General features: G+C 62.3%; 21 protein-coding genes and 1 pseudogene. 9 read left to right on the top strand and 13 right to left on the bottom strand.

What is annotated here, in order from left to right; translation table 11 throughout:
* Nucleotides 1-147: 147 nt before the first annotated feature.
* A complete protein-coding gene (locus F0A16_RS18570; RefSeq protein ID WP_149437019.1) occupies nucleotides 148-639 on the bottom strand; it encodes an Lrp/AsnC family transcriptional regulator in 492 nt (163 codons plus the stop codon).
* A 211-nt stretch (nucleotides 640-850) separates the two neighbouring features.
* Between F0A16_RS18570 and F0A16_RS18565 the strand changes: the two genes are divergently transcribed.
* Both F0A16_RS18565 and F0A16_RS18560 read left to right on the top strand, forming a co-directional pair.
* On the top strand, nucleotides 851-1867 hold the full coding sequence (locus F0A16_RS18565; protein ID WP_149437017.1) for a 1-aminocyclopropane-1-carboxylate deaminase: 1017 nt from the start codon (nucleotides 851-853) through the stop codon (nucleotides 1865-1867).
* A gap of 126 nt (nucleotides 1868-1993) precedes the next feature.
* Nucleotides 1994-3490 (top strand): amidase, encoded by a 1497-nt coding sequence (locus tag F0A16_RS18560; RefSeq protein WP_149437015.1) that lies wholly within the window; start codon nucleotides 1994-1996, stop codon nucleotides 3488-3490.
* Here the strand turns inward: F0A16_RS18560 and F0A16_RS18555 are convergent.
* The 4 genes and pseudogenes from F0A16_RS18555 to F0A16_RS18540 all read right to left on the bottom strand — a co-directional run bounded on the left by F0A16_RS18555 (nucleotide 3487) and on the right by F0A16_RS18540 (nucleotide 8730).
* A complete protein-coding gene (locus tag F0A16_RS18555) occupies nucleotides 3487-5223 on the bottom strand; it encodes a M14 family metallopeptidase (RefSeq protein ID WP_149437013.1) in 1737 nt (578 codons plus the stop codon). The genes F0A16_RS18560 and F0A16_RS18555 overlap by 4 nt on opposite strands.
* A pseudogene (locus F0A16_RS18550) lies at nucleotides 5220-5536 on the bottom strand (ABC transporter permease); the annotation flags it as partial. The pseudogene F0A16_RS18550 and the gene F0A16_RS18555, both read right to left, overlap by 4 nt.
* A gap of 199 nt (nucleotides 5537-5735) precedes the next feature.
* Nucleotides 5736-7250, bottom strand: coding sequence for a sulfatase (locus F0A16_RS18545; protein ID WP_149437011.1), 1515 nt, complete (start codon nucleotides 7248-7250; stop codon nucleotides 5736-5738).
* A gap of 61 nt (nucleotides 7251-7311) precedes the next feature.
* On the bottom strand, nucleotides 7312-8730 hold the full coding sequence (locus F0A16_RS18540; protein WP_149437009.1) for an MFS transporter: 1419 nt from the start codon (nucleotides 8728-8730) through the stop codon (nucleotides 7312-7314).
* Nucleotides 8731-8920: 190 nt separating this feature from the next.
* On the opposite strand from F0A16_RS18540, the gene F0A16_RS18535 reads away from it, so the two are divergent.
* Entirely contained in the window at nucleotides 8921-9859 is a 939-nt protein-coding gene (locus F0A16_RS18535) for a LysR family transcriptional regulator (protein ID WP_149437008.1), read from the top strand.
* Between the two features lie 43 nt (nucleotides 9860-9902).
* Here the strand turns inward: F0A16_RS18535 and F0A16_RS18530 are convergent, their stop codons facing one another.
* Both F0A16_RS18530 and F0A16_RS18525 read right to left on the bottom strand, forming a co-directional pair.
* On the bottom strand, nucleotides 9903-11204 hold the full coding sequence (locus F0A16_RS18530) for an SLC13 family permease (protein ID WP_149437006.1): 1302 nt from the start codon (nucleotides 11202-11204) through the stop codon (nucleotides 9903-9905).
* 67 nt (nucleotides 11205-11271) lie between these two features.
* Nucleotides 11272-12105 (bottom strand): amidohydrolase family protein, encoded by an 834-nt coding sequence (locus tag F0A16_RS18525; RefSeq protein WP_149437004.1) that lies wholly within the window; start codon nucleotides 12103-12105, stop codon nucleotides 11272-11274.
* 212 nt (nucleotides 12106-12317) lie between these two features.
* Here F0A16_RS18525 and F0A16_RS18520 point away from each other — a divergent pair, with 212 nt between their 5' ends.
* Both F0A16_RS18520 and sbmA read left to right on the top strand, forming a co-directional pair.
* Nucleotides 12318-13037 carry a GntR family transcriptional regulator gene (locus F0A16_RS18520; protein ID WP_149437002.1) on the top strand — a complete coding sequence of 240 codons (720 nt, stop codon included), beginning with the start codon at nucleotides 12318-12320 and terminating at the stop codon, nucleotides 13035-13037.
* Nucleotides 13038-13337: 300 nt separating this feature from the next.
* Nucleotides 13338-14576 carry a peptide antibiotic transporter SbmA gene (gene sbmA, locus F0A16_RS18515; protein ID WP_149437000.1) on the top strand — a complete coding sequence of 413 codons (1239 nt, stop codon included), beginning with the start codon at nucleotides 13338-13340 and terminating at the stop codon, nucleotides 14574-14576.
* A 10-nt stretch (nucleotides 14577-14586) separates the two neighbouring features.
* Here the strand turns inward: sbmA and F0A16_RS18510 are convergent, their stop codons facing one another.
* A complete protein-coding gene (locus tag F0A16_RS18510) occupies nucleotides 14587-15033 on the bottom strand; it encodes a universal stress protein (RefSeq protein ID WP_149436998.1) in 447 nt (148 codons plus the stop codon).
* Nucleotides 15034-15327: 294 nt separating this feature from the next.
* Here F0A16_RS18510 and ugpB point away from each other — a divergent pair, with 294 nt between their 5' ends.
* The 4 genes from ugpB (at nucleotide 15328) to F0A16_RS18490 (ending at nucleotide 19555) form a co-directional block, all read left to right on the top strand.
* Nucleotides 15328-16650 (top strand): sn-glycerol-3-phosphate ABC transporter substrate-binding protein UgpB, encoded by a 1323-nt coding sequence (gene ugpB / locus F0A16_RS18505; RefSeq protein WP_149436995.1) that lies wholly within the window; start codon nucleotides 15328-15330, stop codon nucleotides 16648-16650.
* 67 nt (nucleotides 16651-16717) lie between these two features.
* Nucleotides 16718-17593: a sn-glycerol-3-phosphate ABC transporter permease UgpA gene (gene ugpA / locus F0A16_RS18500; RefSeq protein WP_149436982.1), complete on the top strand. Its 876-nt coding sequence runs from the start codon at nucleotides 16718-16720 to the stop codon at nucleotides 17591-17593.
* Entirely contained in the window at nucleotides 17593-18438 is an 846-nt protein-coding gene (ugpE, locus tag F0A16_RS18495) for a sn-glycerol-3-phosphate ABC transporter permease UgpE (RefSeq protein ID WP_149436980.1), read from the top strand. Before ugpA ends, ugpE begins: the two co-directional genes overlap by 1 nt.
* Before the next feature lie 22 nt (nucleotides 18439-18460).
* Nucleotides 18461-19555 (top strand): ABC transporter ATP-binding protein, encoded by a 1095-nt coding sequence (locus tag F0A16_RS18490; protein ID WP_149436977.1) that lies wholly within the window; start codon nucleotides 18461-18463, stop codon nucleotides 19553-19555.
* A gap of 52 nt (nucleotides 19556-19607) precedes the next feature.
* Here F0A16_RS18490 and F0A16_RS18485 read toward each other — a convergent pair whose 3' ends face one another.
* From F0A16_RS18485 to F0A16_RS18465, 5 genes are all read right to left on the bottom strand, one after another.
* Nucleotides 19608-20612 (bottom strand): dipeptide ABC transporter ATP-binding protein, encoded by a 1005-nt coding sequence (locus F0A16_RS18485; protein WP_149436975.1) that lies wholly within the window; start codon nucleotides 20610-20612, stop codon nucleotides 19608-19610.
* Nucleotides 20609-21649: an ABC transporter ATP-binding protein gene (locus tag F0A16_RS18480; protein WP_149436973.1), complete on the bottom strand. Its 1041-nt coding sequence runs from the start codon at nucleotides 21647-21649 to the stop codon at nucleotides 20609-20611. The genes F0A16_RS18485 and F0A16_RS18480 overlap by 4 nt, the downstream gene beginning before the upstream one ends.
* Before the next feature lie 63 nt (nucleotides 21650-21712).
* Nucleotides 21713-22612 (bottom strand): ABC transporter permease subunit, encoded by a 900-nt coding sequence (locus tag F0A16_RS18475; protein ID WP_149436971.1) that lies wholly within the window; start codon nucleotides 22610-22612, stop codon nucleotides 21713-21715.
* A gap of 15 nt (nucleotides 22613-22627) precedes the next feature.
* On the bottom strand, nucleotides 22628-23632 hold the full coding sequence (locus F0A16_RS18470) for an ABC transporter permease subunit (RefSeq protein ID WP_149436969.1): 1005 nt from the start codon (nucleotides 23630-23632) through the stop codon (nucleotides 22628-22630).
* 76 nt (nucleotides 23633-23708) lie between these two features.
* Nucleotides 23709-25295: an ABC transporter substrate-binding protein gene (locus F0A16_RS18465; RefSeq protein ID WP_149436966.1), complete on the bottom strand. Its 1587-nt coding sequence runs from the start codon at nucleotides 25293-25295 to the stop codon at nucleotides 23709-23711.
* Nucleotides 25296-25343: the final 48 nt, after the last annotated feature.

Raw genomic sequence — 25343 nt, 5'->3', positions numbered from 1 at the left:
ATCGTGGGTTAACGTAAATCGGTCACTGAGTCGCCCAGCCGCTGTGCCTCGATCGAAGGAACACGAGCCGCGAAATTGGAATACCGATGTTGTCATACATCATACTATGATGCCGTTAGACCTTAGATGAACGTCACCGCATCGCCTTCATTTCGCGAACGGCAACTGCGTCGTCGACAGCACCTCCCGCAGGCCCATGAACGAGCGGATCTGACGCACGCCAGGCAGGTAGATGAGCTGCTCGGCATGCAGTCGGTTGAAGCTCTGGTTGTCACGTGTGCGAATCAGCAGGAAATAGTCGAACTCCCCGGTCACCACGTGGCACTCCATACAGCCCGAGATGTGCTGCGCGGCCGCTTCGAAATCGGCAAACGACTGGGGTGTCGAGCGATCCAGTACGACGCCGATCAACACCACCATGCCGACGTTGAGCTTGTCGGCATCGAGCAACGCTACCGTCCCCTTGATGATCCCCTGCTGCTTGAGCCTCTCGACCCGCCGCAGACAGGCGGGCGGGCTGAGGTTGACGCGCTCCGCCAGCGCGACGTTGGAGATCGAGGCGTCGCGCTGCAGCTGATCGAGGATCTGGCGATCGATCCGGTCCAGTGACGCGCCCGCGTCGCTGCTGATCTGGGGCATGGCCTGGCTCACCCTTTTGTTAATTTAATTTCACGTATTCTCGGTTACTCGAAATATAAACCGAATTTTTTGCGGTATCGACGATTTTTAAGCCAATCAACCGCTCCAATTTGCAACACGTCGCACGCCATTTCGCTCTAGGATAGATCGAGTCATTGCCATCACGACGACACAACTCCATCACGACTCCAGAACAACAGCCGGAGCTCCCATGAAACTCGACAAGTTCACTCGCTATCCGCTGACATTCGGCCCCTCTCCCATCACCCCGCTCAAGCGCCTGAGCGAGCATCTCGGCGGCGAGGTCGAGCTCTACGCCAAGCGCGAGGACTGCAACAGCGGACTCGCCTTCGGCGGCAACAAGACCCGCAAGCTGGAGTACCTGATCCCGGAAGTGCTGGAGGGCGGCTACGACACCCTGGTCTCGATCGGCGGCATCCAATCCAACCAGACGCGCCAGGTCGCCGCCGCGGCCGCCCACCTGGGACTCGACTGCGTTCTGGTCCAGGAGAACTGGGTCAACTATCACGATGCCAGTTACGACAAGGTCGGCAACATCGAACTGTCGCGGATCATGGGCGCCGACGTGCGCCTCGATCCGGCCGGCTTCGATATCGGCATCCGCGAGAGCTGGGAACGCGCCCTGGAGAGCGTTCGGGCCAAGGGTGGCAAGCCGTTCCCGATTCCCGCCGGCTGTTCGGAGCATCCCTACGGCGGTCTCGGCTTCGTCGGCTTCGCCGAGGAAGTGCGCCAGCAGGAGCGCGAACTGGGCTTCACCTTCGACTACATCGTGGTCTGCTCGGTCACCGGCAGCACCCAGGCCGGCATGGTCGTCGGTTTCGCCGCCGACGGGCGTGCCCGCCAGGTGATCGGTATCGATGCCTCCGCCAAGCCGGAGCAGACCCATGCCCAGATTCTGCGCATCGCCCAGCACACCGCCGACCTGGTGGAGCTCGGCCAGCCGATCGCCGCCGACGACGTGGTGCTCGATACGCGGTTCGGCTATCCGGAATACGGCCTGCCCAACGACGGCACGCTGGAAGCGATCCGGCTCTGCGGGCGGCTCGAGGGCGTACTGACCGACCCGGTCTACGAAGGCAAGTCGATGCACGGCATGATCGAGAAGGTTCGTCTGGGCGAATTCCCGGCGGGTTCGAAAGTGCTTTATGCGCATCTGGGCGGCGCGCCGGCGCTCAGCGCCTACAGCGAATGGTTCTCTCGCGGCTGAACACGATCTGCGGAAATGGTGGCTCCGGCGGCACGATCCGTCGCCGGGTCCCGGCGTGGCATCGGCGGTGATTCCGCGCCCCATTGCGCTATGCTGGAGCCACCTCCAACAACAAGCTCTCCCCTCATGACACCGCTTTCCGATTCGAATCGCGCCGCGCCGGCGCTCGCCCTGACCGAGATCGTGACCTGGGATGCCACCACGCTGTCGCGGCAGCTTCACGATCGCGCCGTCTCCTGCCGGGAGGTGATGAGCGCCTACCTCGACCATATCGACGCTGCCAATCCGCTGGTCAACGCCATCGTCTCGCGGCGCGAGCGGGCAGCACTGCTCGCCGAGGCCGACGCCGCCGACAGGGAACTCTCGGCCGGTCGCTCGCGGGGCTGGATGCACGGCTTCCCGCAGGCGATCAAGGATCTGTCGGATGCGGCGGGCCTGCCAACGACGCAGGGTTCGCCGCTGCTTGCCGGTCAGATGGCCACCCAGGACAGTCTGATGGTAGAACGCATGCGAGCCGCCGGCGCCATCATCGTCGGCAAGACCAACACGCCTGAATTTGGCCTCGGCTCGCAATCCTACAATCCGGTCTTCGGCGCCACCCGCAATGCCTTCGATCACACCCGCACCGCAGGCGGTTCCAGCGGTGGCGCGGCGGCAGCCCTGGCCGTGCGAATGCTGCCGGTGGCCGACGGCAGCGACATGATGGGCTCGTTGCGCAATCCTGCCGCCTTCAATCACGTGATCGGCTTTCGGCCTTCCTTCGGGCGGGTCCCGGAGTTGGCCGCCGACCCGTTCGGCCAGCAGCTCGCCACCAACGGCCCGATGGGCCGAACCGTCGAGGACGTGGCGCGACTGCTGGAGATCCAGTCCGGCTTCGACCCGCGTGTCCCACTGTCGCTGGGTGAGCCGCTGCGGAGCGGCACCCGCGATATCGGGACCTCGCTCGAGCGCGACGCTCAAGGCCTCAGGATCGGCTGGCTGGGTGACTGGGGCGGGCATCTGGCGATGGAGTCCGGCGTCCTCGCGTTGTGTGAAGCGGCGTTGGATCGATTCGTCGGACTCGGCGCCCAGGTCGAAGTCGGCGACATGCCGTTCGACCCGGACGTGCTGTGGCAAAGTTGGACGACGCTGCGGCACGGGTCCGTCGCCGGCAAACTGGGCGCGTACTACGCCGACCCCGCGACCCGCGACCGCTTGAAGCCGGAAGCGCAGTGGGAGGTCGAACATGGCCTGCGACTCTCGGCTCAGGACATTCACGCCGCCAACGTGCAGCGTGGCGACGCCTATCGAGCCTGGAGCGCGCTGTTCGAGCGGTTCGACTACCTGGCAATGCCCAGCGCCCAGGTGTTCCCGTTCGACGTGGAGACCCACTGGCCCCGCGAGATCGCCGGTCGCACGCTGGACAGCTACCATCGCTGGATGGAGGTGGTGATCCCCGCCTCGATGCTCGGCGCCCCGGCCATCAGCCTGCCGGCCGGCATCAACGACGGCGGCCTGCCGATGGGCTTTCAACTGATCGGCAGGCCCCGGGATGACTGGGGCGTGCTGCAACTGGCGCGCGCCTTCGAGGCGGTCGGTGGCGACCTCGCCCGCTTGCCACCGGCATTGGCGTCCGCGGGTTAGTGTGGCATGCCGGCGAGCAGGCGCTCGGGCATTCGCTGGTACGCTCGATAAGCCGCCAGCACCGTCGCCCGCTGGGCCGCCACGGCGGCCTGGAAGTCAGCGCCGTAGACCGTCTCGTCCGGATACTCGGTGATCAGCGTCATCGGTACCCGGTGGCGGTCGTCCTCCGTGACCAGACACGGGAAACCGTTGACCGTCTCGAATCCGGTATCGCCGGCATGGGTCTCGAACAGGGCGATCTGGCGATCGTTGAAGGCGCGCAGTCCCGGTACCTCGTCGAGCGCCAGCGTGACCGCCTCGATCAGCCAGCGCGAGGCGTCGGCCCAGCCGGCGGCATGACGCAGGATCAGGAAGAACCCTTTCGGTAGTGTCCACATCTCGAAGCCGCGCGGAACATAGCCCGACAGCGGCCGCGTCCACTCATGGGCCGGATAGCCATGCAGGTTGAGATGCAGTCTCGCCCCGCTGAGCCGCTCCGCCTCGAGACGAATGGCCGTTTCGTATCGCTCCGCTTCACGATATTCCAGATCGTCGCCCAGCGCGGTGTAGCGGGCGGCGTGATGCATGTGCCGTGGGTTGTCCGCCATCAGGCGCCGGTGCAACGCATAGCCGTCCGGGTTCTCGAGCGGACAGAGCGTGAAGTGGGCCCCGCCACGCCTCACCAGCGCCTGTGCCGCCAGCAGCGTCCCCGCGGGTGAACTGGTCTCGTTGGCGTGCTGGCCGGCGGAGATGATCACGCCACGATCGCGCCCGGCCACGTAGCGACCCTCGACTCGTCGCCCTGCGACCGAGGTCGCATAAAACGGGGTACCGCCGAGCGTCATCAGTTCGTCGGCGATCTGCGTGGACGATAACGGCCGGGTCACGGCGTCGAGCGGCTCACGACGGGACGGCATCGACCCGCGGTCGTAAGCACGCGTCTCCACCTTTACCTCGTAGCCGTTGCCGAGCCGGATCTCCGGTACGATTTGCCCCGGTTGCAGATGGCGATCGCCCAACAGCCTCCCCGAGCGACGCTGGAACACCTCCAACAGCGAGAAGTAGAACTCCTCGTGCAGGGCTTCCCGCAGCGACAGCACCTCGTCGGCATAGCCGAGAGGCTCATCGGCGATCGGCAGCCTGGCGCCGATGTTGAGCTCCTCGAAATAGGGCTCCCCGCCCCCATTTGGCGTGTCCCATTCGGCCTCGCGGATGGCCGTCATCGCCTCGGCGAAGAGCTGCTCATAGGCCGTCGTCAGGGATCCGCCTGCACCGTCGACGATCTGCCAGCCGCAGGGGGACAGCGCCTGTTCATCCGCGAAGTCGAGATGCCAGCGGTTGGGCGCAAGTACTTCCAGATGCTCGTCTCGCCCATCGGCGTAACGCAACCACAGGCGGTAGACCGGCAGCTCGTCACACACCTCGTCCGCCGTAAACTGAAAACCGACGCCGGGATAGAGCGCCGACAGCGGATAGCTCTCCAGCAGGAAGCGCGATGACGGGGCGGCAGGATGCCGGGGGTAGGTGACCTCGACGCACGTCAGCCCCTCGGTCGCGATCTCCTCTCGGAAGGCGCAGACCAGCGGCTTGTAGGCCGAGCGACAGCGTGCGCGGATGCCGCGGCTCGCCAGTGCGTCCTCGACCGCCCGCCGCGTTTCCCGGTCGTCGAACGTCCAGGTTTCCAGCCTTCGTGCCGTGGACTCGGCGACGAGCAGATCGAGCGTCGCGGGGTAACGTTTCTCGAACAGGATCAACGGTTTGTCCTTCCGGTCGGGTCGAGTAGATCGCGTAGCCAGTCACCTAGCAGGTTAAGGCCGAGCACGGTGCAGAGGATGGCCAACCCCGAGAACACGAAAATCCACCAGACGGTCTGCAAATAGGTGCGACCTTCAGCCAGCATGCCTCTCCATGAGAGAATCGTCGGGTCGACGCCCAATCCCAGAAACGTCAGCGAGCTCTCGAGCAGTAAAGTACCGAGCCGCGCACGAGCCTTGCGTACTGCACCCACTGGCTAACGATCAGCAGGATGATCGTATTGGTCAGCGAGCCGCCGAGTATGGCCACAAATCAGTCGTCATCAATAGATAGTATTTCACCAATACCTAAAAATTATCGATAAATTGTCAATTTCTGGCCGCGGTCAAACCCAAAACAACTCGAGCGACAATCATTGCCGTCGCCCGAGTCGAAGCCAGTGAGAATCAGGTTTGTCCTACCATGCCTGATTCCGTTCACGTTGCCGGGCGACGTCGCTTCCAGACGAAACCTAATGGGGCACACCCAAACGATCGAACTGCTCGTCGGGCGCCCCTTCATCGTTCATCAGCCGCGACAGGATCTTTAGCATACGCTCACGCTGCGAGGGCTCGCGGTCCCAAAGGTTGTATTGCTGATCAGGATCGTCGGTGCGGTGATAAAGCGCATTGGTGCGGGCATGGGCATGCAGGCTGCGCGCATTGATTTCGACCGGTACCTGCCACTGGGCCATGTCGACGCCAGGGATGAAATGCCCGTGCCTTGCAGGCGGCACAACGGTGTCGACCAAGGTATCGCTGATAGCCTTGTAGATCATCGGGGAGTAGTAGTTCAACGAGCCATCAGTCTCCGGCGATTTGAAGATCGTCCATTCTCCATCGGTACAGCACACTCCCTGACCGAAAGTGCCGTATAAAATCGCCTCGCGATGCGCGCTGGAGGACTCCGTCAACAACGGCAAAAAGCTTCGTCCGTGTGGTGCGATGGAAGAATCCAGCCCAGCGGCATTGAGAATCGTGGAAAAATAATCCACGGTTTGAGTGAGTGCAGTGACCGGCGACTGGTTCAGTGTGCCGGGATGCCATACCAGTAGCGGAATATTGGCATGAGAGTCGTAATGCGGATACTGCTTGCCAAATTTGCCCCGCTCGGCCAGATCGTGGCCATGATCGGTAGTGACGATCACCATCGTCTTATCCCACAAGGCCTGCTCGTCCAGCGCATCCAGTACCTCGCCGAACCAGCGATCGACCATGGTTAACTTGCCGGCATACTGCGCGCGAATGAAATCGAGTTCCTCCTCGGATGCCTCCTGCAGAAAGGCATCGAGATCTACCGCATCCTGATACGGCGGCCAAAGTGTAAAGCGTTGGCGCTCCGATCCCTGCCCGTACATCGAAGCATAGGGCTCAGGTACATCGAAAGGTTCGTGAACGTCGAACGACTCGATCTGTAGAAAGAACGGTCTCGACTGCTGCGCATGGGTGTTTAACCACCGGGCTGCACTGGAGAACACCCGGGCTGGAAAATAATCCGACTCGTCGCCGAAATCGCAAACGTTCGAGTAATAGCGACGCCCCGAGCCAGGTCGCCAACGTTCGATATTGTCGACCCAATCCGGTACCGGCGCCTCGGCCTGTATCGGTGATTTCCAGAAGTCATGTTCATGTCCCCGCACCAGTTCAGCGCTCTGGAAAGACTGTACATAGCCGTGAGCTTCGTTCTCCCAGTAGTGGTAGTGGTCCGTCACGATGGCCGTAGTGTAGCCAGCTGTTTCAAGCAACTTTGGTAGGCGGTCATCATAGGGTTCGATCGGCCCCCAGGGTCGCCAGAGCATCTCCTTGCGACCGGTATATATCTCGCGCCGGGCCGGCATACAGGGCAGGCTGCCAACGAAATGGTTATCGAATCGGCAAGCGCGTTTCGCAAAGCGTGTCAGGTTGGGCGTATCCACCTGACTGTCGTCATTGTAAGCCGTCAGATGCCGACGGTTCAGGCTGTCGATCAGTACCAATACGACGTTCATGATATCTCCGTTACTCACTCATCAAGTGCTGCAAGCTCATGTGCTATCGGCCCCTGGTCCGTCAGTCGTCCCGAGCCTTGCTACCAAAGCGCGCGCCAATTTCCTGCTGTATCTGTTTGAGTGACTTGCCTCGGGTCTCGGGGGCCAACCAGTACACGACACAGACGTTGAGCACGCCAACCAGAGCGATCAGCAGAAAGGAGCTACTGCCTATTGAATCCAGGACCGTCGGCAGCAGCAGCGTACCCACGACACTGCCGCCTTTTCCGACCATGTTGACGATACCAACGGCGCGTCCGCGTACATGAGTGGGAAACAACTCCGGAGCCCAGGAGTAAAAGGCCAGCGATGTCCCGCCATTGATGACCCCGATAATGATCGCAAACGCAATGAAGACCACGACGACCGAATCAATTTGCAGCCAGAGCGCAACCGATGCCGCCGACATCAGTAGGGTCCCGCCAATCGCAATGAGCCGACGCCCGACGCGATCCATAAGCCATAGTGCAACAAAACTGCCGAGCAATACGGAAAATAGGATGGTGCCGGCGGAAAAGAGCAAGGATGTGTAGCCAGAGGGTTCGGTAATACGCTGGATCAGTGTGGGCTGATAGAGCAGAACGGCCGAGCCATAGAGGTTGTTGCAGCCCCAATAAACACACATACAGATGAGCATCATCAGCAGTGGCTTTTCCTTAAGTCCTGCCAGGAGGCCTATCTTTCTCAGAGAACTGCCCTTGGTGCTCGCGTTTGGGTTCTCGCTCTCCTGATCATTGCTATCGTCAAAAGTCTCGGCCTCCGCATCTTCGCCGGTGGCTTTCTTCCAGGCCTCAATAGCCTCACGTTTACGACCACGAGAGTAGAGCCAGTAAGGAGATTCTGGCGCGTTGTATCGCATGACAAGCAGGATGACAGCCGGCACGGCACCTGTTGCCATCACCCAACGCCAAGCCTCCTCTCCCAAAATTGTGAAGATCCCCAGGGTCACCAGAATGGCAACCAGCGAACCGATCATCCAAGCCACACCACCAAGGGCCAGGAATGTCCCGCGTTTCTTACCTGGAACAAATTCAGTAATTAACGCTGCGATACACGGCATGTCCGCGCCGATAGCCACACCAATGGCAAAGCGTATGGCAATTAGCTGCCAAGTCGTTTCGGCGAACAGGAAGGCGATCGAACTGATCAGGAAAATGACCATCGCGACCATGAAGACGATGCGACGGCCGAAGCGGTCAGTCAGGGGACCGGCGATTGGCGAGCCGACAGCCATGCCGATGAAAGCTGAAGCGGTTAGCAGGCCTACACTGCCCGGGCTTAGACCTAGTTCGGGCACGATAGCCAGCAAGGCACCGGCAAGGATGAGCAAATCATAACCATCGATGAAATACCCCCCAATGGCGCTGAGGACAATCCGCCTTCGATTTGGCGTCATGTCGCAAAAGCCAACATCCTCGACCGGCTGGGCGTGTGTCTCCATGTTGTACCTCTATTTTATAATTGATTAGCCCAGCGAGCTTCGAATAAATACGGAGTCTTGGTCCAATTCCTTTTCCGTTTGAGTATTATCCGAAAAATGAATAGTGGCTTTTCCATTTCCCTCTCAATCGTGCTGAAAATGGGTCGTTCCAAAAAAGCGGACCGGCGAAAGCATAGCGACGGAGTACACGGTGCACACGAATATTGATCGCTACAAGCTGCAGTGGATTCTCACGTTTATTGCCGTTGCCGAACATGGCAGCTTCACTGCGGCCGCACGCGCGGTTAATCGCGCTCAGCCACGTGTGAGTGGCCATATTGCGGCGTTGGAAGACGCACTGGGGGCACGGCTACTCAAGAGAGGCACCCAAAAGGTTGAATTGACCAGTGCAGGAACCCGTTTTTTGTTTCGGGCGCAACGCATGTGCCACGAGTTCGGCGCCGGCATTGAAGAAGTCGCCGCCCTATCCAATGAGCTCGAGGGCCACATCAAGATCGGGAGTTATCCCGGCGCCAGTGCAGTCCTGATTGCTCCACTGATGCAGCGCTTTCAGCTCAGATTTCCACGGGTCAAGCTTGAACTGATCGAGGGTGAAGCCAACTACCTGGAAAAAGCCGTAAATGCAGGCGATGTCGATATCGCCATCAGACCCGCTGATGCACCGCGCCATCATCACGAGTTGGCATCACAGATTTTGTGTCGAGAGCGGATCGTGCTCATTGCACCATCCGGTCACTGCATACTAAGAAGCAACCGACCTCTCTTGGGCTCTCTCGTAAATGAATCGATCATCGTGACCGGCGACCCGCATCGCCACTGGAGCGACTACAGAGATCGTCTGGATCGCGAGGGCGTAGATCCCGAGAATACCGTGGTCGCACTCATGCCAACGACTGTCGTTGCCATGGTGACGGCAGGGTTGGGCATCGGCCTGCTGGGTGCCTTTGCCGCGCATATGCTGGAGAAAGCCAACATCCACGCCGTTAAACTCCCGCTCCCCTTGTGGCAACGCGAGATACAGGTCCTGTTTCGCGGTGACAAGAGCGCGGACAGTGAACTTGCCACCTACTTTCTTGGCATGCTGACCCAGGAAGGCCCTGGTTTGAGTAACGACTTGGCAAGTTGGTAAGGCTTGATCCCAACCGCCCTAGAACCTGTACTCAACGCCCCAACTAAAACACGAACGTCAGCAGCAGGTTGAACACCAGCGCGGCGATGAAGCCGAGCGGTGCGGCACGGAACAGCAGCTTGGGCAACAGTCCCGAGCGCGCTTCGTCCGTCGGACAGGAGCCGAGAATCAGGCTGCCCCCGGAAGAGAACGGTGAGATCGAGGTGGCCTGCGCGCCGACCACGATGGCAATGAAGATGATCATCGGATCGATCGACAGCGTACCGGCCAGCGACGGCACCAGCGGGAATAGTGCCGGCGTGACCACGCCCAGCGTACTCGCGAACAGCGACATGAATGCGGCAACGACGCCGAACGCGACCGGAATCAGCACTGGCGGAATGTTGGTACCGATCCAGGAGCCGAGCAGATCGATGGTGCCCGCCTTGATCGCCACCGAGATCAGCATGCCGACACCGCAGATCATGATGATCGTGCCCCACGGCAGCGAGGCAATCGCCTTGCGCTCGTCGCCCAGTTTCATCAGTAGCGCGATGACCGAGAACACGCTGGCGATCAGGCCGATGTCCACCTTGGAATTGACGAACGTCACGGCGGCATTGTCGGGCAGGATCAGGCTGGCGATGGGCGGCAGCAGCACGCTAGCCATCATCACCAGGGTCAGGAGCAAGGTGGCGCGCTGGTCACGGTCGAGCGGGCTGGGACGCTCGACATGCTCCAGAGACGCCATGGCCGTGCCGCGCTTGCGGCCGAACAGGATCAGTCCGGATAGAACGACGATCGGCACGATCATGGTGCTGGCGAAGATGCCAAAGCTGTTGATGAAGGCCTGGTTGTCGGAGATGCCCGAACTGGTCATCAGGGTACGGAAGATGATGCCGCTCTGGCTGGAAACGAAGTTGGCGCCCGCCAGCGCCCCATAGTTGACCGCCATGGCACCGACGATCAGGTTCAGCCCGGTACGACTACACAGCAGCAGCGTGATCGGCGCCATGAACGCCAGCACGGTGTAGTAGCCCGCGCCCAATGCCGAGATCACCACCGCCGCCAGAAAGATGGCGAAAGGCAGCAGATGCGGAAAGTGCCGACAACGATACATCAGGTGTTCGGCCAGCTTCTCCAGCGTGCCGTTGACGATCGCGAAGCTGTAGAACAGGCAGACCGAGAAGATGATGAAGAAGATCTTCAGCGGCCACATGGCGATCACTTCCTTGGGACTCAGCCCCAATCCGAAGCAACCGAGCAGGTAGGCGAAGGCGATCGCGAACAGCCCGATATTGATCCTGGTGCGGTATCCCAGAATGATGGAGACGACGATCGCCCCCACCACCAGTAGACTCATCATAATCCTGTTCCCCTTTCGTACTTGTCATGCACTCTTCATGCGTGCTTGTCGTATCGTCCGCCGGCCTTCAGTTCGCAGGTCCGATCTTGAACAGCCTGGCCGGGTTGTCGACCAGAACCTGCCGGCGCTCGTCGGCATCCGGCAACAGCGTCTGCATCATCGAGAACTGGTCGTCGTAATCCGTCTGGTCTTCGAATCTCGTATGCGGCCAGTCACTTCCCCATAGCAAGCGCTCGCTATGGCCATAGGCATTGCGCAGTCGATCGATCGAACGCAACGCCTGTGCTGGATTCGAGCGACTGCGATAGGTCGCCGACAGTTTGACCCAGATCTCCTCGCTCGAAAGCAGAGACAACAGCGCCTGATGGTGGGAGTTGACCGGATCGATCTCGCCGGAGGGCAACCCGAAATGATCGATCACCACTGCCACGTCGGCTTTCAGGATCTGCGGCAGAACCATATCCAGATCTTCCATGCCCCGCTGGATCTCCACCGACCACCCGCGACGTGCCACTTTGGCGAATAGCGTTTGCCACGCCGCGCTACGATAATCTTCCAGAGGTTGCCCGATCAGGTTGAGCCGGATCCCGACGACGCCGGCTTCGGCCAGCTCATCGAGCGTCTCGTCGTCCACGTCCCGCTCCACTACCGCTGTACCGCGCAGACGCTGTGGGAACCGGCGTAGCGCCGAGACCATGTGACTGTTGTCGGTACCCAGAAAGCTGGGCTGTACCAGCACGCCGTGGGAGAGGCCGCAATGATCGAGATGCGCCAGATACTGCTCGATGGTGGCGTCGTAGTCCGGACTGTAGCGACGGTTGCCCGCCAGTTTCAGATTGTGCTGGAAAATATGCGCATGGGTATCGACACCGGTCAGCGCGACGGTAGCGAGTTGCGTCATGGACGGCCCTTGGTAAGTGGCGTGAACACGTGACAGCGAACGGAGGGTTCGGTCTATTCTCAACATCTATTCAACTAGATGAATAGATCAAATGTAAGCATACACCTAATGCGTTGCAATCCATGTAGCCTACGACTAAAGACGACAACAAAAGTGATACCTTTGTTTGAAGCAGGGTGGAGAGGGGAACACTCATGAAGGGAACAAACTCGATGACGGACGAACGCCTACCGCTCTATCAACGTTTACGTGACGATATGCTTGCCAAGATCGCTGCGGGAGAGTGGACACCCGGCGGCGCGATACCTACCGAGGCGGAACTGACCAGGCACTATGGTGTCGCCGTCGGCACGCTGCGAAAAGCCGTGGACACACTGGTCCAGGATGGCCTGATGAAGCGTAGCCAGGGGCGTGGCACTTTCATTCTTCGTCCCAATTTCGAGGGCTCGCTGTTTCGCTTCTTCCGTCAGGTGGATGCCCACGGCGACCGCCGGATTCCCAGGAGCCGTATTCTCTCGCGCCATCTGGAGCCCGCCCCCGGAGATATCGCGGAGGCGCTGGAACTGATGGAGACCGAACAGACGATTCGGCTGGAGAGAATCCGCCAACTCGACGGGGCGACGCTCCTGCACGAGGAGATCTGGCTGCCGGCCACCCGCTTCGATGCCCTGATGCACATCGACATCGCGGACTTTGGCAACCTGCTCTACCCCTTCTATGAATCGCATTGCGGCCAGTTGATAGGATCGGCGCGGGAAACGCTGACCGTCGAGACGGCCCAGGCGACGATCGCCGACATCCTGGGCATCGGCACGGGACAGCCGGTCGTCATGGTGGAGCGGCTGGCGCTCGGCTACGATCGCACGCCACTGGAGTATCGACGTTCGCGTGGCGCCGCCAGCACGTTCCGCTACCAGGTCGACATTTCCTGAGAGGGTGTTTACAAATCCGACGAGCGAAGGCAAGACAAGGCGAAATCGGTCGAAAAAAGGACCGGGCTGGCGTTCCAGTTTACGCGGGGTAAATGAGTATTTTGACCGGGCTCGCGTACGAGGTCGATTTCAACACCGTATTGCCGAGCGCAGGCATTTTGTAGACACCCTCTGAGGCGACTGGCCGGGGCCGCCACGCAGGTAAGGGAACGTAACAATCGGTTCGAGGTCGATGAGTGACCGCAGCAGCGCCGTCGTGGTGCTGCTTCGCCGTTCACCGACAACCGCAGGGCCGTCACCGTGTTCCGATCGTTCTTTCCCAAGCCGTCGCTGTTCTTCTTCACTGCCCTGGGATGGGCACTATTCGCCATCGTCCTGTGGGAGTTCGCCGCCAGCACCTGGGGCGCAGCCATCGGGCTGCCGCCAGCGGATGAGGCCTCCCTGCCGATCGGCGTCTCTCGATTCTGGTCGGCGCCGTTTCTCTGGTTCTATCTCTACTACGCGCTCTGTGTTGGGCTGTTCGCCGCCGGGTGGTTTCGTTTCGCCCCGCACCGGTGGCAGTACTGGTCGATCCTGGGCACCGCACTGATCGTGTTCCTGACCTACTTCTCCGTGCAGACCAGCGTTGCGGTCAACGCCTGGTACGGTCCGTTCTGGGACATGGTGCAGCAAGCGCTCGCCGGTGGCAGCGGCGTGACCGCCCTGGATCTCTACCGGGAAATGCTCACTTTCGCCGGCATCGCCTTCGTCGCGGTGACGGTGGGTGTGTTCAACCTGTTCTTCGTCAGCCACTATATCTTCCGTTGGCGTACAGCGATGAACGACTATTACATGGCGCACTGGCCGCGGCTCCGGCACGTGGAAGGTGCGGCCCAGCGTGTCCAGGAAGACACCATGCGCTTCTCGACCACGCTGGAAGGTCTGGGCGTCAACCTGCTCAAGGCGGTGCTGACGCTGATCGCCTTTCTACCGCTGCTGGTGGCGATGTCGAAGAACATCACCGAACTGCCGCTGGTCGGCCATGTCTCCGATGCGCTGGTATGGGCGGCGATCGTCTGGTCCGTGTTCGGCACGCTGTTTCTGGCACTGGTGGGGATCAAGCTGCCGGGGCTCGAGTTTCGCAATCAGCGCGTGGAGGCGGCCTACCGCAAGGAGCTGGTCTATGGCGAAGACGACCCCTCGCGCGCCGAGCCGACCGCGGTGGCCGGGCTCTTTTCCCGCGTGCGTCACAACTATTTCCGCCTCTACTGGCACTACGCCTACTTCAACATCGCCCGCATCTTCTACCTGCAGGCGGACACGATCTTCGCGTTCGTAGTGCTGACGCCGTCGATCGTCGCCGGCAAGCTGACCCTGGGTCTGCTGCAGCAGGTGCTCAACGTGTTCGGCCAGGTTCGCGAATCGTTCCAGTACCTGGTCAATTCGTGGTCGACGATCATCGAGCTGCTCTCGATCGTCAAACGGCTACGCACGTTCGAGGCCGTGATCGAGGGCCAAGACGCGCCGCCGGCGCGCTCGGACTCGGCAACTGGCGCCTGACCGGCAGCGCCTAATCCGGTACGTGCAGTGTGATCACCGGGCAAGGGGCGATATGCGATACCTTGTGCGACACGCTGCCGACCACCAGGCTCTTGAGATCGCTGAGACCGCGGCTGCCCATGACGATCATGTCGACGCCGAGGTCGGTCGCCTGCTGGACGATCACCTGCGCGGGTCTCCCTTCCACGACGTGATAGGTCACGTCTTCCGCATCACCGGCCACGGCCTGCCAGGCTTCCTCGAGCAGGCGCTCTCCCGCCAGGCGTCCTTTCTCCGGCGTATAGTCGGCCGGCGCAGCACCGACTTTCGCGCCTAGCGCATCCTTGGCTATCGGCACCTCGGGAACGTGCAGCAGGTGAATCCGTGCCTGGGTCGCGCGCCGGACAAGGCATGCATGCTCCAGCGCCTTGCGCGCACTGGTGGAACCGTCGATCGGTACCAGAATCCGTTGAGACATGGTCGCTACCCCCTTGGTTGGCGATCGACTCGCTGGTCGCTAGAAGACCGTGTACTGCCAGCCGCGGTAAACGCCAGTGTTTCGCCAGGCAGGACACCGAACTCCCACTCAGCGTAGCCAATCCAGCGCCGAGCGAAAGGCCGCAAAAGGTCGCAGGGCCGTGTGAATGCCCGCCTCCGACTCGACGCGTAAGTGCGGCACCGTCACAGCACGGCCATCGGACTGACATCTTTCTCTTCTAAGGTACGCCACCAGTGCTCCATTTCCCCCGCTCGACTGCCCGGAGATATTGCCTTGCGACTTCATCACCTGTTCTGCTACGCCGCTCTGGCGACCCTGTCACTCTCCTCCTCGGCCCAGGCGGCGACCACCATCACCTGGTGGCATGCCATGGAGGGCGTGCTCGGCGAGAAGGTCAACGAGATCGCCGACGAGTTCAACGCCTCGCAGGACGAGTATGTGGTCAAGCCCGTTTATAAAGGCAGCTACAGCGACAATCTCACCGCGACCATCGCTGCCTTCCGCGCCAATCAGGCCCCGGCTATCACTCAGGTCTTCGAAGTGGGCACCGCGACGATGATGAACGCGCGGGGCGCGATCTATCCGATCCATCAGTTGATGGAGGAAACCGACACGCCGTTCGATCCCGACGCCTTCCTGCCCGCGGTCAAGAGCTACTACACCTCGAGCGACGGCCAAATGCTGTCGATGCCGTTCAACTCCTCCACCCCGGTGCTCTACTACAACAAGGATGCGTTCCGGAAGGCCGGGATCGAGACGCCACCGGCGACCTGGAAAGCGGTGGGTGAGGCGGCCCACAAGCTGGTCGAAAGCGGCGCCTCAGAATGCGGGCTGACCACCGCCTGGCCAAGCTGGACGCAACTCGAGAACTTCAGCGCCATTGATGACCTGCCCTTCGCCACCCATGCCAACGGCTTCGATGGCACCGACGCTCGCCTGGTGTTCGACAAGCAGGAGGCGACCGTGGCACACATCCAGAACCTGGCCGAGTGGCAGAAGAGCCACGCCTTCGAATATGGCGGCCGCGCCGACAGCGGCACCAAGCGGTTCCAGTCGGGCCGCTGCGCCATGCTGACTACCTCTTCCGCCTCACGGGCCGGCATCCAGGAGGCCGCCAAGGGCAAGTTTACCTTCGGCATCGCCCCGCTGCCCTATGACGCCAAGGCGGTGAACCAGCCCAGGAACTCGATCATCGGCGGCGCCTCGCTGTGGGTCATGCGGGGACACTCCGACGACGTCTACCGCGGCGTGGCCAAGTTCCTGAATTTCCTCTCCTCCCCCGCCATTCAGGCCGACTGGGCAAGCTTCACGGGCTACGTACCGATCACCACCGCCGCATACCAGCGCCTGAAATCCCAAGGCTTCTACGCGGACAACCCGGGGGCCAGCGTGGCAATCGATCAGCTGACCCGCGGTACGCCAGATGACAATGGCCGTGGCGTGCGCCTGGGCAACATGCCGCAGATCCGCAACATCATCGCCGAGCAGTTGGAGAAAGCCTTCAACGGTGACGAGCCGGCTGCCGAGGCGCTGCACGAGGCCGCCCGGCGTGGCAACCAGGAGCTGGCGCAGTTCCAACAGAGCGTGGCGCACTGACGTTGGCGCCAATTCTCATTTTCCCCACGCTAGCGGCGGGCGGCTCAAGCCACCCGCCTAACCATCGATGACCACATTCGAACGCCACCGTTTCACGCCCTGGCTGCTGCTGGCGCCGCAGCTCGCCATCGTGGCCGTGTTCTTCTTCTGGCCGGCCGCGGAATCGCTGCGTCAGGCGTTCTATGTTCAGGATGCCTTCGGACTCGGCGAACGCTTCGTGGGCCTGGCGAACTTCCAGCGGGTCATGGCCTCGGCGGAGTACTGGCAAGCCATGGGGGTGACGGCGCTGTTCAGCGTGCTGGTGGCGGTCGGCGCCATGGGGCTGGCATTGCTGCTTGCAGTGCTCGCCGATCGCGTGATGCACGGCGCCAGACTCTACCGCATCCTGCTGACCTGGCCCTATGCCATCGCGCCCGCGGTCGCAGGCCTTTTATGGATGTTCATGTTCGACCCGGTACTCGGTGTGCTGACCCATGCGCTGGCCGGCTTCGGCATCCATTGGGACGCCCAGTTGAATCCCGGGCAGGCGCTGCTGCTGGTGGTGATCGCCTCGATCTGGCAGCAGATGAGTTACAACTTCGTGTTCTTTCTCGCCGGGCTGCAGATGATCCCGGCCTCGCTGCTCGAGGCAGCGGCCATCGACGGCGCCAGCCCGTTCCGGCGATTCGTCGGCATCACGCTGCCGCTGCTCTCGCCGACCGCCTTCTTCCTGCTGGTCATGAACAGCGTCTACGTGCTGTTCGAGACCTTCGCCACCATCGACAACACCACCCTCGGCGGACCTGGCGGCGCGACCCGCACGCTGGTCTACAAACTCTACGAGGATGGCTTCGTGGCACGCGATCTGGGCAGTTCGAGCGCCCAGTCGGTGTTGTTGATGGTGCTGGTCGGCGCGCTCACGTTCGTCCAGTTCCGTTATCTCGAACGACGGGTCCAGTACTGATGCGCTACCACCGCCCTCATCTCGACCGGCTGACCCATCTGCTGCTGCTGCTCGGCGTGATCGTGTTCGGACTGCCGCTGTGGCTGGCACTCACCGCCTCCACCCATAGCGCGGGCGACCTGCAGAGCGGTATCGCCCCGCTGTGGTTCGGCAGCGAGGGGCTGGCCAACTACTGGCAGTTGCTGTCACAGCCGATCGCGGGACTCGGTGTCAGCGCCCTGCGGCTGCTGGGCAACTCACTGGTGATGGCACTCGGCATCGCGATCGGCAAGATCGCGATCTCGCTGCTGGCCGCCTACGCCATCGTGTTCTTCCGCTTCCCCTGCCGCACGCTCTGCTTCTGGCTGATCTTCATCACCCTGATGCTGCCGGTGGAAGTGCGCATCGTGCCGACCTACGGCGTGGTGGCGCGCTTCGGGCTGATCGATACCTATGCCGGCATGATCCTGCCACTGATTGCTTCCGCCACCGCCACTTTCCTGCTGCGCCAGAGTTTCATGAGTCTGCCGCAAGAGCTATTCGAGGCCGCCCGGCTCGACGGCGCCGGGCCGCTGCGCTTCCTGAAGGACTTCGTGCTGCCGCTGTCGAAGACCAACCTGGCGGCGCTGTTCGTGATCATGTTCATCTACGGATGGAACCAGTACCTGTGGCCCCTGCTGGCGGCCAACTCGCCGGAACACGCCACCGCCGTGATCAGTCTGAAGAATCTCGTCCAGTCCACCGACACCCTGCCGCCATGGCAACTGGCCACCGCCATGGCGGTGATGACCGTGCTGCCGCCGGTGGCGGTCATCATTGCCATGCAGCGCTTCTTCGTGCGTGGCCTGACCGATACTGAGAAATGATTTCCAACCGTGGAGAACCACCATGGCCACACTGACCTGCCGCCAGTTGTCCAAGACCTACCCGGGCGGCCATCGAGCCGTCGAGGCGCTGGACCTGACCCTGGAAGCGGGCGAGCTGATGGTCATCGTGGGCCCATCGGGCTGCGGCAAGTCCACGCTGCTACGCATGGTGGCGGGTCTCGAAGCCATCAGTGGTGGCCAGTTGATCATCGGCGAGACCGTCGCCAACGCCCTGGAGCCGGCCGAGCGCGGGATAGCGATGGTGTTCCAGAACTACGCGCTCTATCCGCACATGAGCGTGTTCGACAACATGGCCTACGCGCTCAAGCTGCAGCGGCGCCCCCGCGCGGAGATCGAGCGTCGGGTGCACGAGGCGGCGACACTGTTGGGTATCGATGCCCTGCTCGAGCGTCGTCCCCGCCAACTCTCCGGCGGACAGCGCCAGCGCGTGGCGATGGGGCGCGCCATCGTCCGCGAGCCAACCGTATTCCTGTTCGACGAGCCACTCTCGAATCTGGATGCGGCGCTGCGCGTCCAGATGCGCCTGGAGATTCGGCGCCTCCAGCAGCGGCTGGGGGCCAGCATGCTATACGTCACCCACGATCAGGTAGAAGCGATGACGCTAGCCGATCGGCTGGTGGTCATGCGCGACGGTCGCATCGAACAGATCGGCACGCCGATGGCACTGTTCGAGAAGCCGATCAGTTGCTTCGTGGCCCGCTTCATCGGCTCGCCGGCGATGAACCTGATACCCGTCAAACGGGCTCGCGACGGCGCCCACCTGTGTGCTGGGCTCCAGCTCTCCGGCGACCCTGGGGCGGCCACGCTCGGCCTGCGCCCGGAGCACTTGAGACTCGACCCGCAGGGAGAGCTGGCAGGCACGGTGGAGATGATCGAACCGCTGGGCGTGGATGCCCTGGTTCACTGCCGGCTGCCGGAACATCACGAGCCGCTGACAGCCAGGTTGCCGGTGACGGCGCTCGCCGCATCCGGCATTCGACAGCAGGGCGCGATCCGGCTGGCCGTCGACGGCCCGCTGCACCTGTTCGACGACCAGGATCGCCGCCTCGAACATGCGGCAAGGCTGACGCCGCTGTCATCCCTCTTCGCCGTCTGATCTTCTCGCCCACCGACCGGCGCAGATCCACGCCCGCGTATCCCGCGTCGCGTCAGCCCGCCACGGCGTATTTGGCGGCGGCCTGATCGACATGGATACAGGCCACCTCGACCCGGTCGTTGACGGGATCCAGCGGCGGATCGAGCTGGGTACACTCCTCGGTCGCCAGATGGCAGCGCGGCGCGAACGGACAGCCCGGCGGCGGCGCCAGCGGCGACGGCGGTTCGCCCTTGAGGTGGACGCGCTCGCGGCGGCGGTTGGGATCCGCCACCGGCGTGGCCGAGAACAGCGCCTGGGTGTAGGGATGGCGCGGCGTGGTGAACACCTCCTCCGCCGGCCCGGTCTCCACCGGTTGGCCGAAGTACATCACGATCACGTCGTCGGCGATGCGGCGCACCACCGACAGGTCGTGGGAGATGAACACGTAGGCCAGCCCGAACTCCTCCTGCAGATCCGCCAGCAGGTTGAGCACCTGGGCCTGGATCGACAGGTCCAGCGCCGAGACCGGCTCGTCCAGCACCAGGATCTTGGGGTTGAGCATCAGCGCCCGCGCAATGGCGATGCGCTGGCGCTGGCCGCCGGAGAACATGTGCGGATAGCGATCGGCATGTTCGGGGCGCAGGCCCACCTTGGCGATCATCTCCAGCGCCGCCTCGCGGCGCTCGGCAGCGCTCATCTCCTTGCGATTGAGCTTGAGCGGCTCTTCCAGCATGGTCGCCACGGTCTTGCGCGGATTGAGCGACCCGTAGGGATTCTGGAAGATGATCTGGACCTCGCGGCGCAGCGCCGCCGGCGGCCGCTGCCCCTCCTTCAACGACACCTCGTGACCACTGATCGTCAGCTTGCCGCTGGTGGGCGGCTCGATCATCGTCAATACCCGGGCCAGGGTCGACTTGCCGCAGCCGGACTCGCCGACCACCGCCAGCGTCTGGCCGGGATAGAGCTCGAAGGTCGCTTCGTTGAGCGCCTTCACCGTCGCCGGCTTGGAGAACGGGCTGCCCTTGATCTGATAGTGACGGGTGAGATTGACGGCGCTCAATACGGCATCGCGGCTCATGGGCGCACCTCTCTATGCGGGCTGGATTGCGGGTTGTCTCGCGCAGCGCCCGCCGCAGCCGGCGACGGCGAGATCCCGTCTTCCAGGGGATAGTGACACAACGTACGGGCGGGATCGTCCGCGGCTGGTACCGGCTCCACCTCGCGACAATGCTCGGTGGCGTACTGGCAGCGCGGATTGAACAGGCAGCCGCTCGGCCGATCGTGCTGGCCGGGAACGACGCCGGGAATGGTCGGCAGTCGCGCCTGATTGCCTGCGCGCTCCGGCAGCGCCGACAGCAGCGCTTCGGTGTAGGGGTGGCGCGGGTTGGCGAACAGCGACTTCACGTCCTGTTTCTCGACCTGGCGGCCGGCGTACTGCACCACCACGTGCTTGGCGGTCTCCGCCACCACGCCCATGTCGTGGGTGATCAGGATCAGCGCCATGCCGGTATCTTCCTGCAGCCGCAGCAGCAGCTCGAGGATCTGCGCCTGGATGGTGACGTCGAGCGCGGTGGTCGGCTCGTCGGCGATCAGCAGCCGCGGGTTACAGGAGATCGCCATGGCGATCATCACCCGCTGGCTCATGCCGCCGGATAGCTGATGCGGGTAGGCCTTGATCCGTCGCGCCGGATCGGGAATCCCCACCTGCGCCAGCAGATCCAGCGCTCGTTCGTGGCGCTCCTTACGCGAGCCTCCCAGGTGCTGCTTGATCATCTCGTCGATCTGGGTGCCGACGGTGAAGCAGGGGTTGAGGCTGCTCATCGGCTCCTGAAAGATCATCGACATCTCGCCGCCGACGATGCGCCGGCGCTGGCGCGAACTCAGCTGCTGCAGATCCTGGCCGTCGAATGTCATCTTGTCGGCGGTGACCTGCGCCGTCCACGGCAGCAGGCCCATGGTGGCAAGCATGGACACCGACTTGCCCGAGCCGGATTCGCCCACGATCGACCACACTTCGCCACGGTCGACGTTGATGTCGACGCCTTCCACGGCGGCAAACAGGCCGCTACTGGTCTTGAAGCGAACGCTGAGCCCTTCGATATCTAGTAATGCCATGACAACTCCTCATCGCGTCGCCGCACCCGCCCCGAACGCCATGCGCCAGGGCGAGCGAAGCGCTCACGATCTTTTCATCTTCGGGTCCAGCGCATCGCGCAGGCCGTCGCCCATCAGGTTGATCATCAGCACAGTCAGCAGGATGATCAGCCCCGGAAATGTCACCGCCCAGTAGGCGCTACCCATGAACTCGCGGGCGTTGGCCAGCATCGCGCCCCACTCCGGCGTCGGCGGCTGGACACCCATGCCCAGGAAGCCCAGCGCCGCGATATCGAGAATCGCAGTGGAGAAAGAGAGCGTCGCCTGCACGATCAGCGGCGCCATGCAGTTGGGCAGCAAGGTGTTGAACATCAGGCGCAGATGCCCGGCACCGGAGAGCCGGCTGGCGATGACGTACTCGCGATTCTTCTCGCCAATCACCGCGGCCCGCGTCAGCCGCACGAAGTAAGGCAACTGCACCAGCGCGATGGCGATCATGGCGCTGGTCAGACCGGGGCTGAGGATGGCGACCAGGCCCAGTGCCAGCAGCAGGCTGGGAAACGCCAGCACCACGTCCATCACACGGGTAATGACAGTCTCGATCCAGCCACGGAAATACCCGGCCAGCAGGCCGAGGAAAATGCCCACGCCCATCGAGATCACCACCACCATGGCGCTGATCGAGAGCGAATAGCGCGCGCCGTAGATCAGTCGCGAGAGGATGTCGCGACCTACCGCGTCGGTGCCGAGGACGTAGTTCCAGCTACCCTCGGCATGCCACACCGGCGGCACCAGCAGCGCGGCACGATCCTGCATCGCCGGGTCATGCGGCGCGACCCATGGCGCGAACAGCGCGACGAGCAGAATGAAGACGATGAAGATCAGGCCGACCAGCGCGCCGCGACTGGCGCTGAAGTCGCTCCAGAAGGAGGCCAGCTGGTAGCGGAACGAACCGGGTGCGGCGGGGGTAGAAATGGTACTCATGATGATAGCCCCCTGTTAGTGGCGAATGCGCGGGTTGATGACGCCATAGGCGAGATCGACCAGCAGATTGACGATCATCACGATGAACGCGATCAGGACCAGGCCGCCCTGCACCGAGGGGTAGTCACGTCGCGAGATCGCATCGATCATCCACTTGCCGATGCCCGGCCACGAGAAGATCGTTTCGGTCAGGATCGCCCCCGCCAGCAGCAGGCCGACCTGAAGCCCGATCACCGTCACCACCGAAATTAGCGCGTTGCGCAGGGTATGCACCATGATCACGCGGAAGTTGGACAATCCCTTGGCTCGCGCGGTGCGCACGTAGTCCTCGCCCAGCACCTCGAGCATCGAGGAGCGGGTCTGACGGGCGATGACCGCCAGCGGGATCGTCCCCAGCACGATCGACGGCAGGATCAGGTAGTGCAGCGAGGAGAGAAACGCGCCCCAGTCGCCGGCGATCAGGCTGTCGATGGTCATGAAGCCGGTGACTGGCTCGATGAAGTACATGTACGAGATGCGCCCGGAGACCGGGGTCCAGCCCAGGGTGCTCGAGAACAGCATGATCAGCAGCAGGCCCCACCAGAAGATCGGCATCGAATAGCCGGTCAGGCTGACCCCCATGATGGTGTGGTCGAGCGTCTTGCCACGCTTGACCGCCGCCAGCACACCCGCCGGCAGGCCGATGATCACGGCGAACGCCAGCGCGAACAGCGAGAGTTCGAGCGTCGCCGGGAAGCGGCTCATGAACTCGTCCATCACCGGCGCGTGGGTCACCAGGGAGTTACCGAGATCGCCGTGAAGCAATCCCTTCAGGAAATCGAGATATTGGACGACCAGAGAGCGGTCGAAGCCCATTTGAGATTCGAGCTGGGCGTAGCGTTCGGCGGAAATGCCGCGCTCCCCCGCCATCAGCAGAATCGGATCGCCCGGCAACAGGCGAATGAAAGCGAACGCAACGATGGTGACGCCAATGAACGTCGGGACCAGCTGCGCCAGCTTGACCAGAAAGAATTTGAACATTTTGGAGTACTGGCTAGTCACGCGTTAAGACGCGGGGCGGCTGTCAGGGCCGCCCCGCGTCTTCGCTAGGAGAGAATCACTCGATGTCGACGCCTTCGAAGCTATGGCCGCCGAGCGGATCGATCTTGTAGCCGGTCACTTCCTTGCGCAACGGCATGAAGACCGTGGAGTGGGCCAGGGTGTCCCAAGGTGCCTGCTCCTTGAAGATCTCCTGGGCCTGCTCGTAGAGCTTGGCACGCTCTTCCTGACTATCCAGGGTGCGAGCTTTCTGGATCAGATCGTCGAACGGCTGGTAGCACCACTGCGAGCGGTTGGCGCCGCCGACACCGTCACAGCCGAGCAGCACGCCCAGGAAGTTGTCCGGGTCGCCGTTGTCGCCGGTCCAGCCGAGGATGACCGCACCGTCACGCTTGGTGTCCGACGAGCGCTTCAGGTACTCGCCCCACTCGTAGGTGACGATCTGCGCGTCGACGCCGACCTTGGACAGGTCCGACTGCATCAGCTCGGCGGTGCGGCGCGCGTTGGGCATGTACGGACGCTGGACCGGCATCGCCCAGATGTTCATCTTCAGGTTCTCGACCCCCGCGTCCTCGAGCATCTGCTTGGCTTTGTCGGGATCGTACTGATCGTCCTGGATAGCGTCGTTGTAGCCCCACATGGACGGCGGAATCGGGTTCTTGGCCACCTGGCCGGCACCCTGGAACACCGCATCGATGATCGCCTGCTTGTTGATCGCCATGTTCAGTGCCTTGCGCACTTCCGGCTTGTCGAACGGCGCCATCTGGGTGTTGTAGGCCAGATAAGCCACGTTCAGACCGGCCTCCTCGAGCACGTTGATATCGTCGTTCTGCTGCATTTCCTGAACATCGGACGGGTTCGGGAACGGCATCACCTGGCACTCGCCGGCCATCAGCTTCTGATAACGAACCTGGGCATCGGAGGTGATCGCGAAGACCAGGTTGTCGATCGGCTGCTTGCCGCGGAAATAGTCCGGGTTGGCCTGGTAGCGAATGGCCGCGTCTTCACGATAGTTGACGAACTGGAACGGACCGGTACCGATCGGCTGCTGATTGGCCAGCTCCGGCTTGCCCTCGTCGAGCAGCTGCTGCTCGTACTCCTTGGAGTGGATCGAGGCGAAATCCATCGCCAGGTTTGCCACGAAGGGCGCGTTGGGCTGCGTGAGCACGAACTTCACGGTGTGATCGTCGACCTTGTCGATCGACTTGATCAACTCGCCCATCGACATCGAGTTGAAGTATTCGAAACTGCCGTTGGCCAGCTTGTAGTACGGATTGTTCTCGTCCATCTGACGCTCGAACGTCCAGATGACGTCGTCCGCGTCGAGCATGCGGCTCGGGGTGAAATAGTCGGTGGTCTGGAACTTAACGTCGTCGCGCAGGTGGAAGGTCACTTCCAGGCCGTCGTCCGACACGTCCCAGCTCTCGGCGATGGCCGGCTCGACTTCGGTGGTACCCGGCTTGAACTGGACCAGGCGGTTGTAGATCGTCTTGCTCGACGCATCGAAGGTGGTGCCAGCAGTGTAGAGCGAGGGATCGAACCCCTCCGGCGAGCCTTCGGAGCAGTAGACCAGCGTCTTGGCCATGACCGGGGTCGCGCCCAGCATCATGGCGGCGATGCCAGCCGCAAGCAGCGTCTTCTTCATTATCCATCTCCTGCACAGCTATCGCTGTTCTTGTGATATCGGCTTGTG

The organism is Salinicola corii, from assembly GCF_008298015.1.
GTDB classification, from domain to species: Bacteria; Pseudomonadota; Gammaproteobacteria; order Pseudomonadales; family Halomonadaceae; genus Salinicola; species Salinicola corii.
The sequence above is the reverse complement of the archived record's forward strand: the minus strand, read 5'-3'. Positions and strand labels throughout refer to the sequence as shown.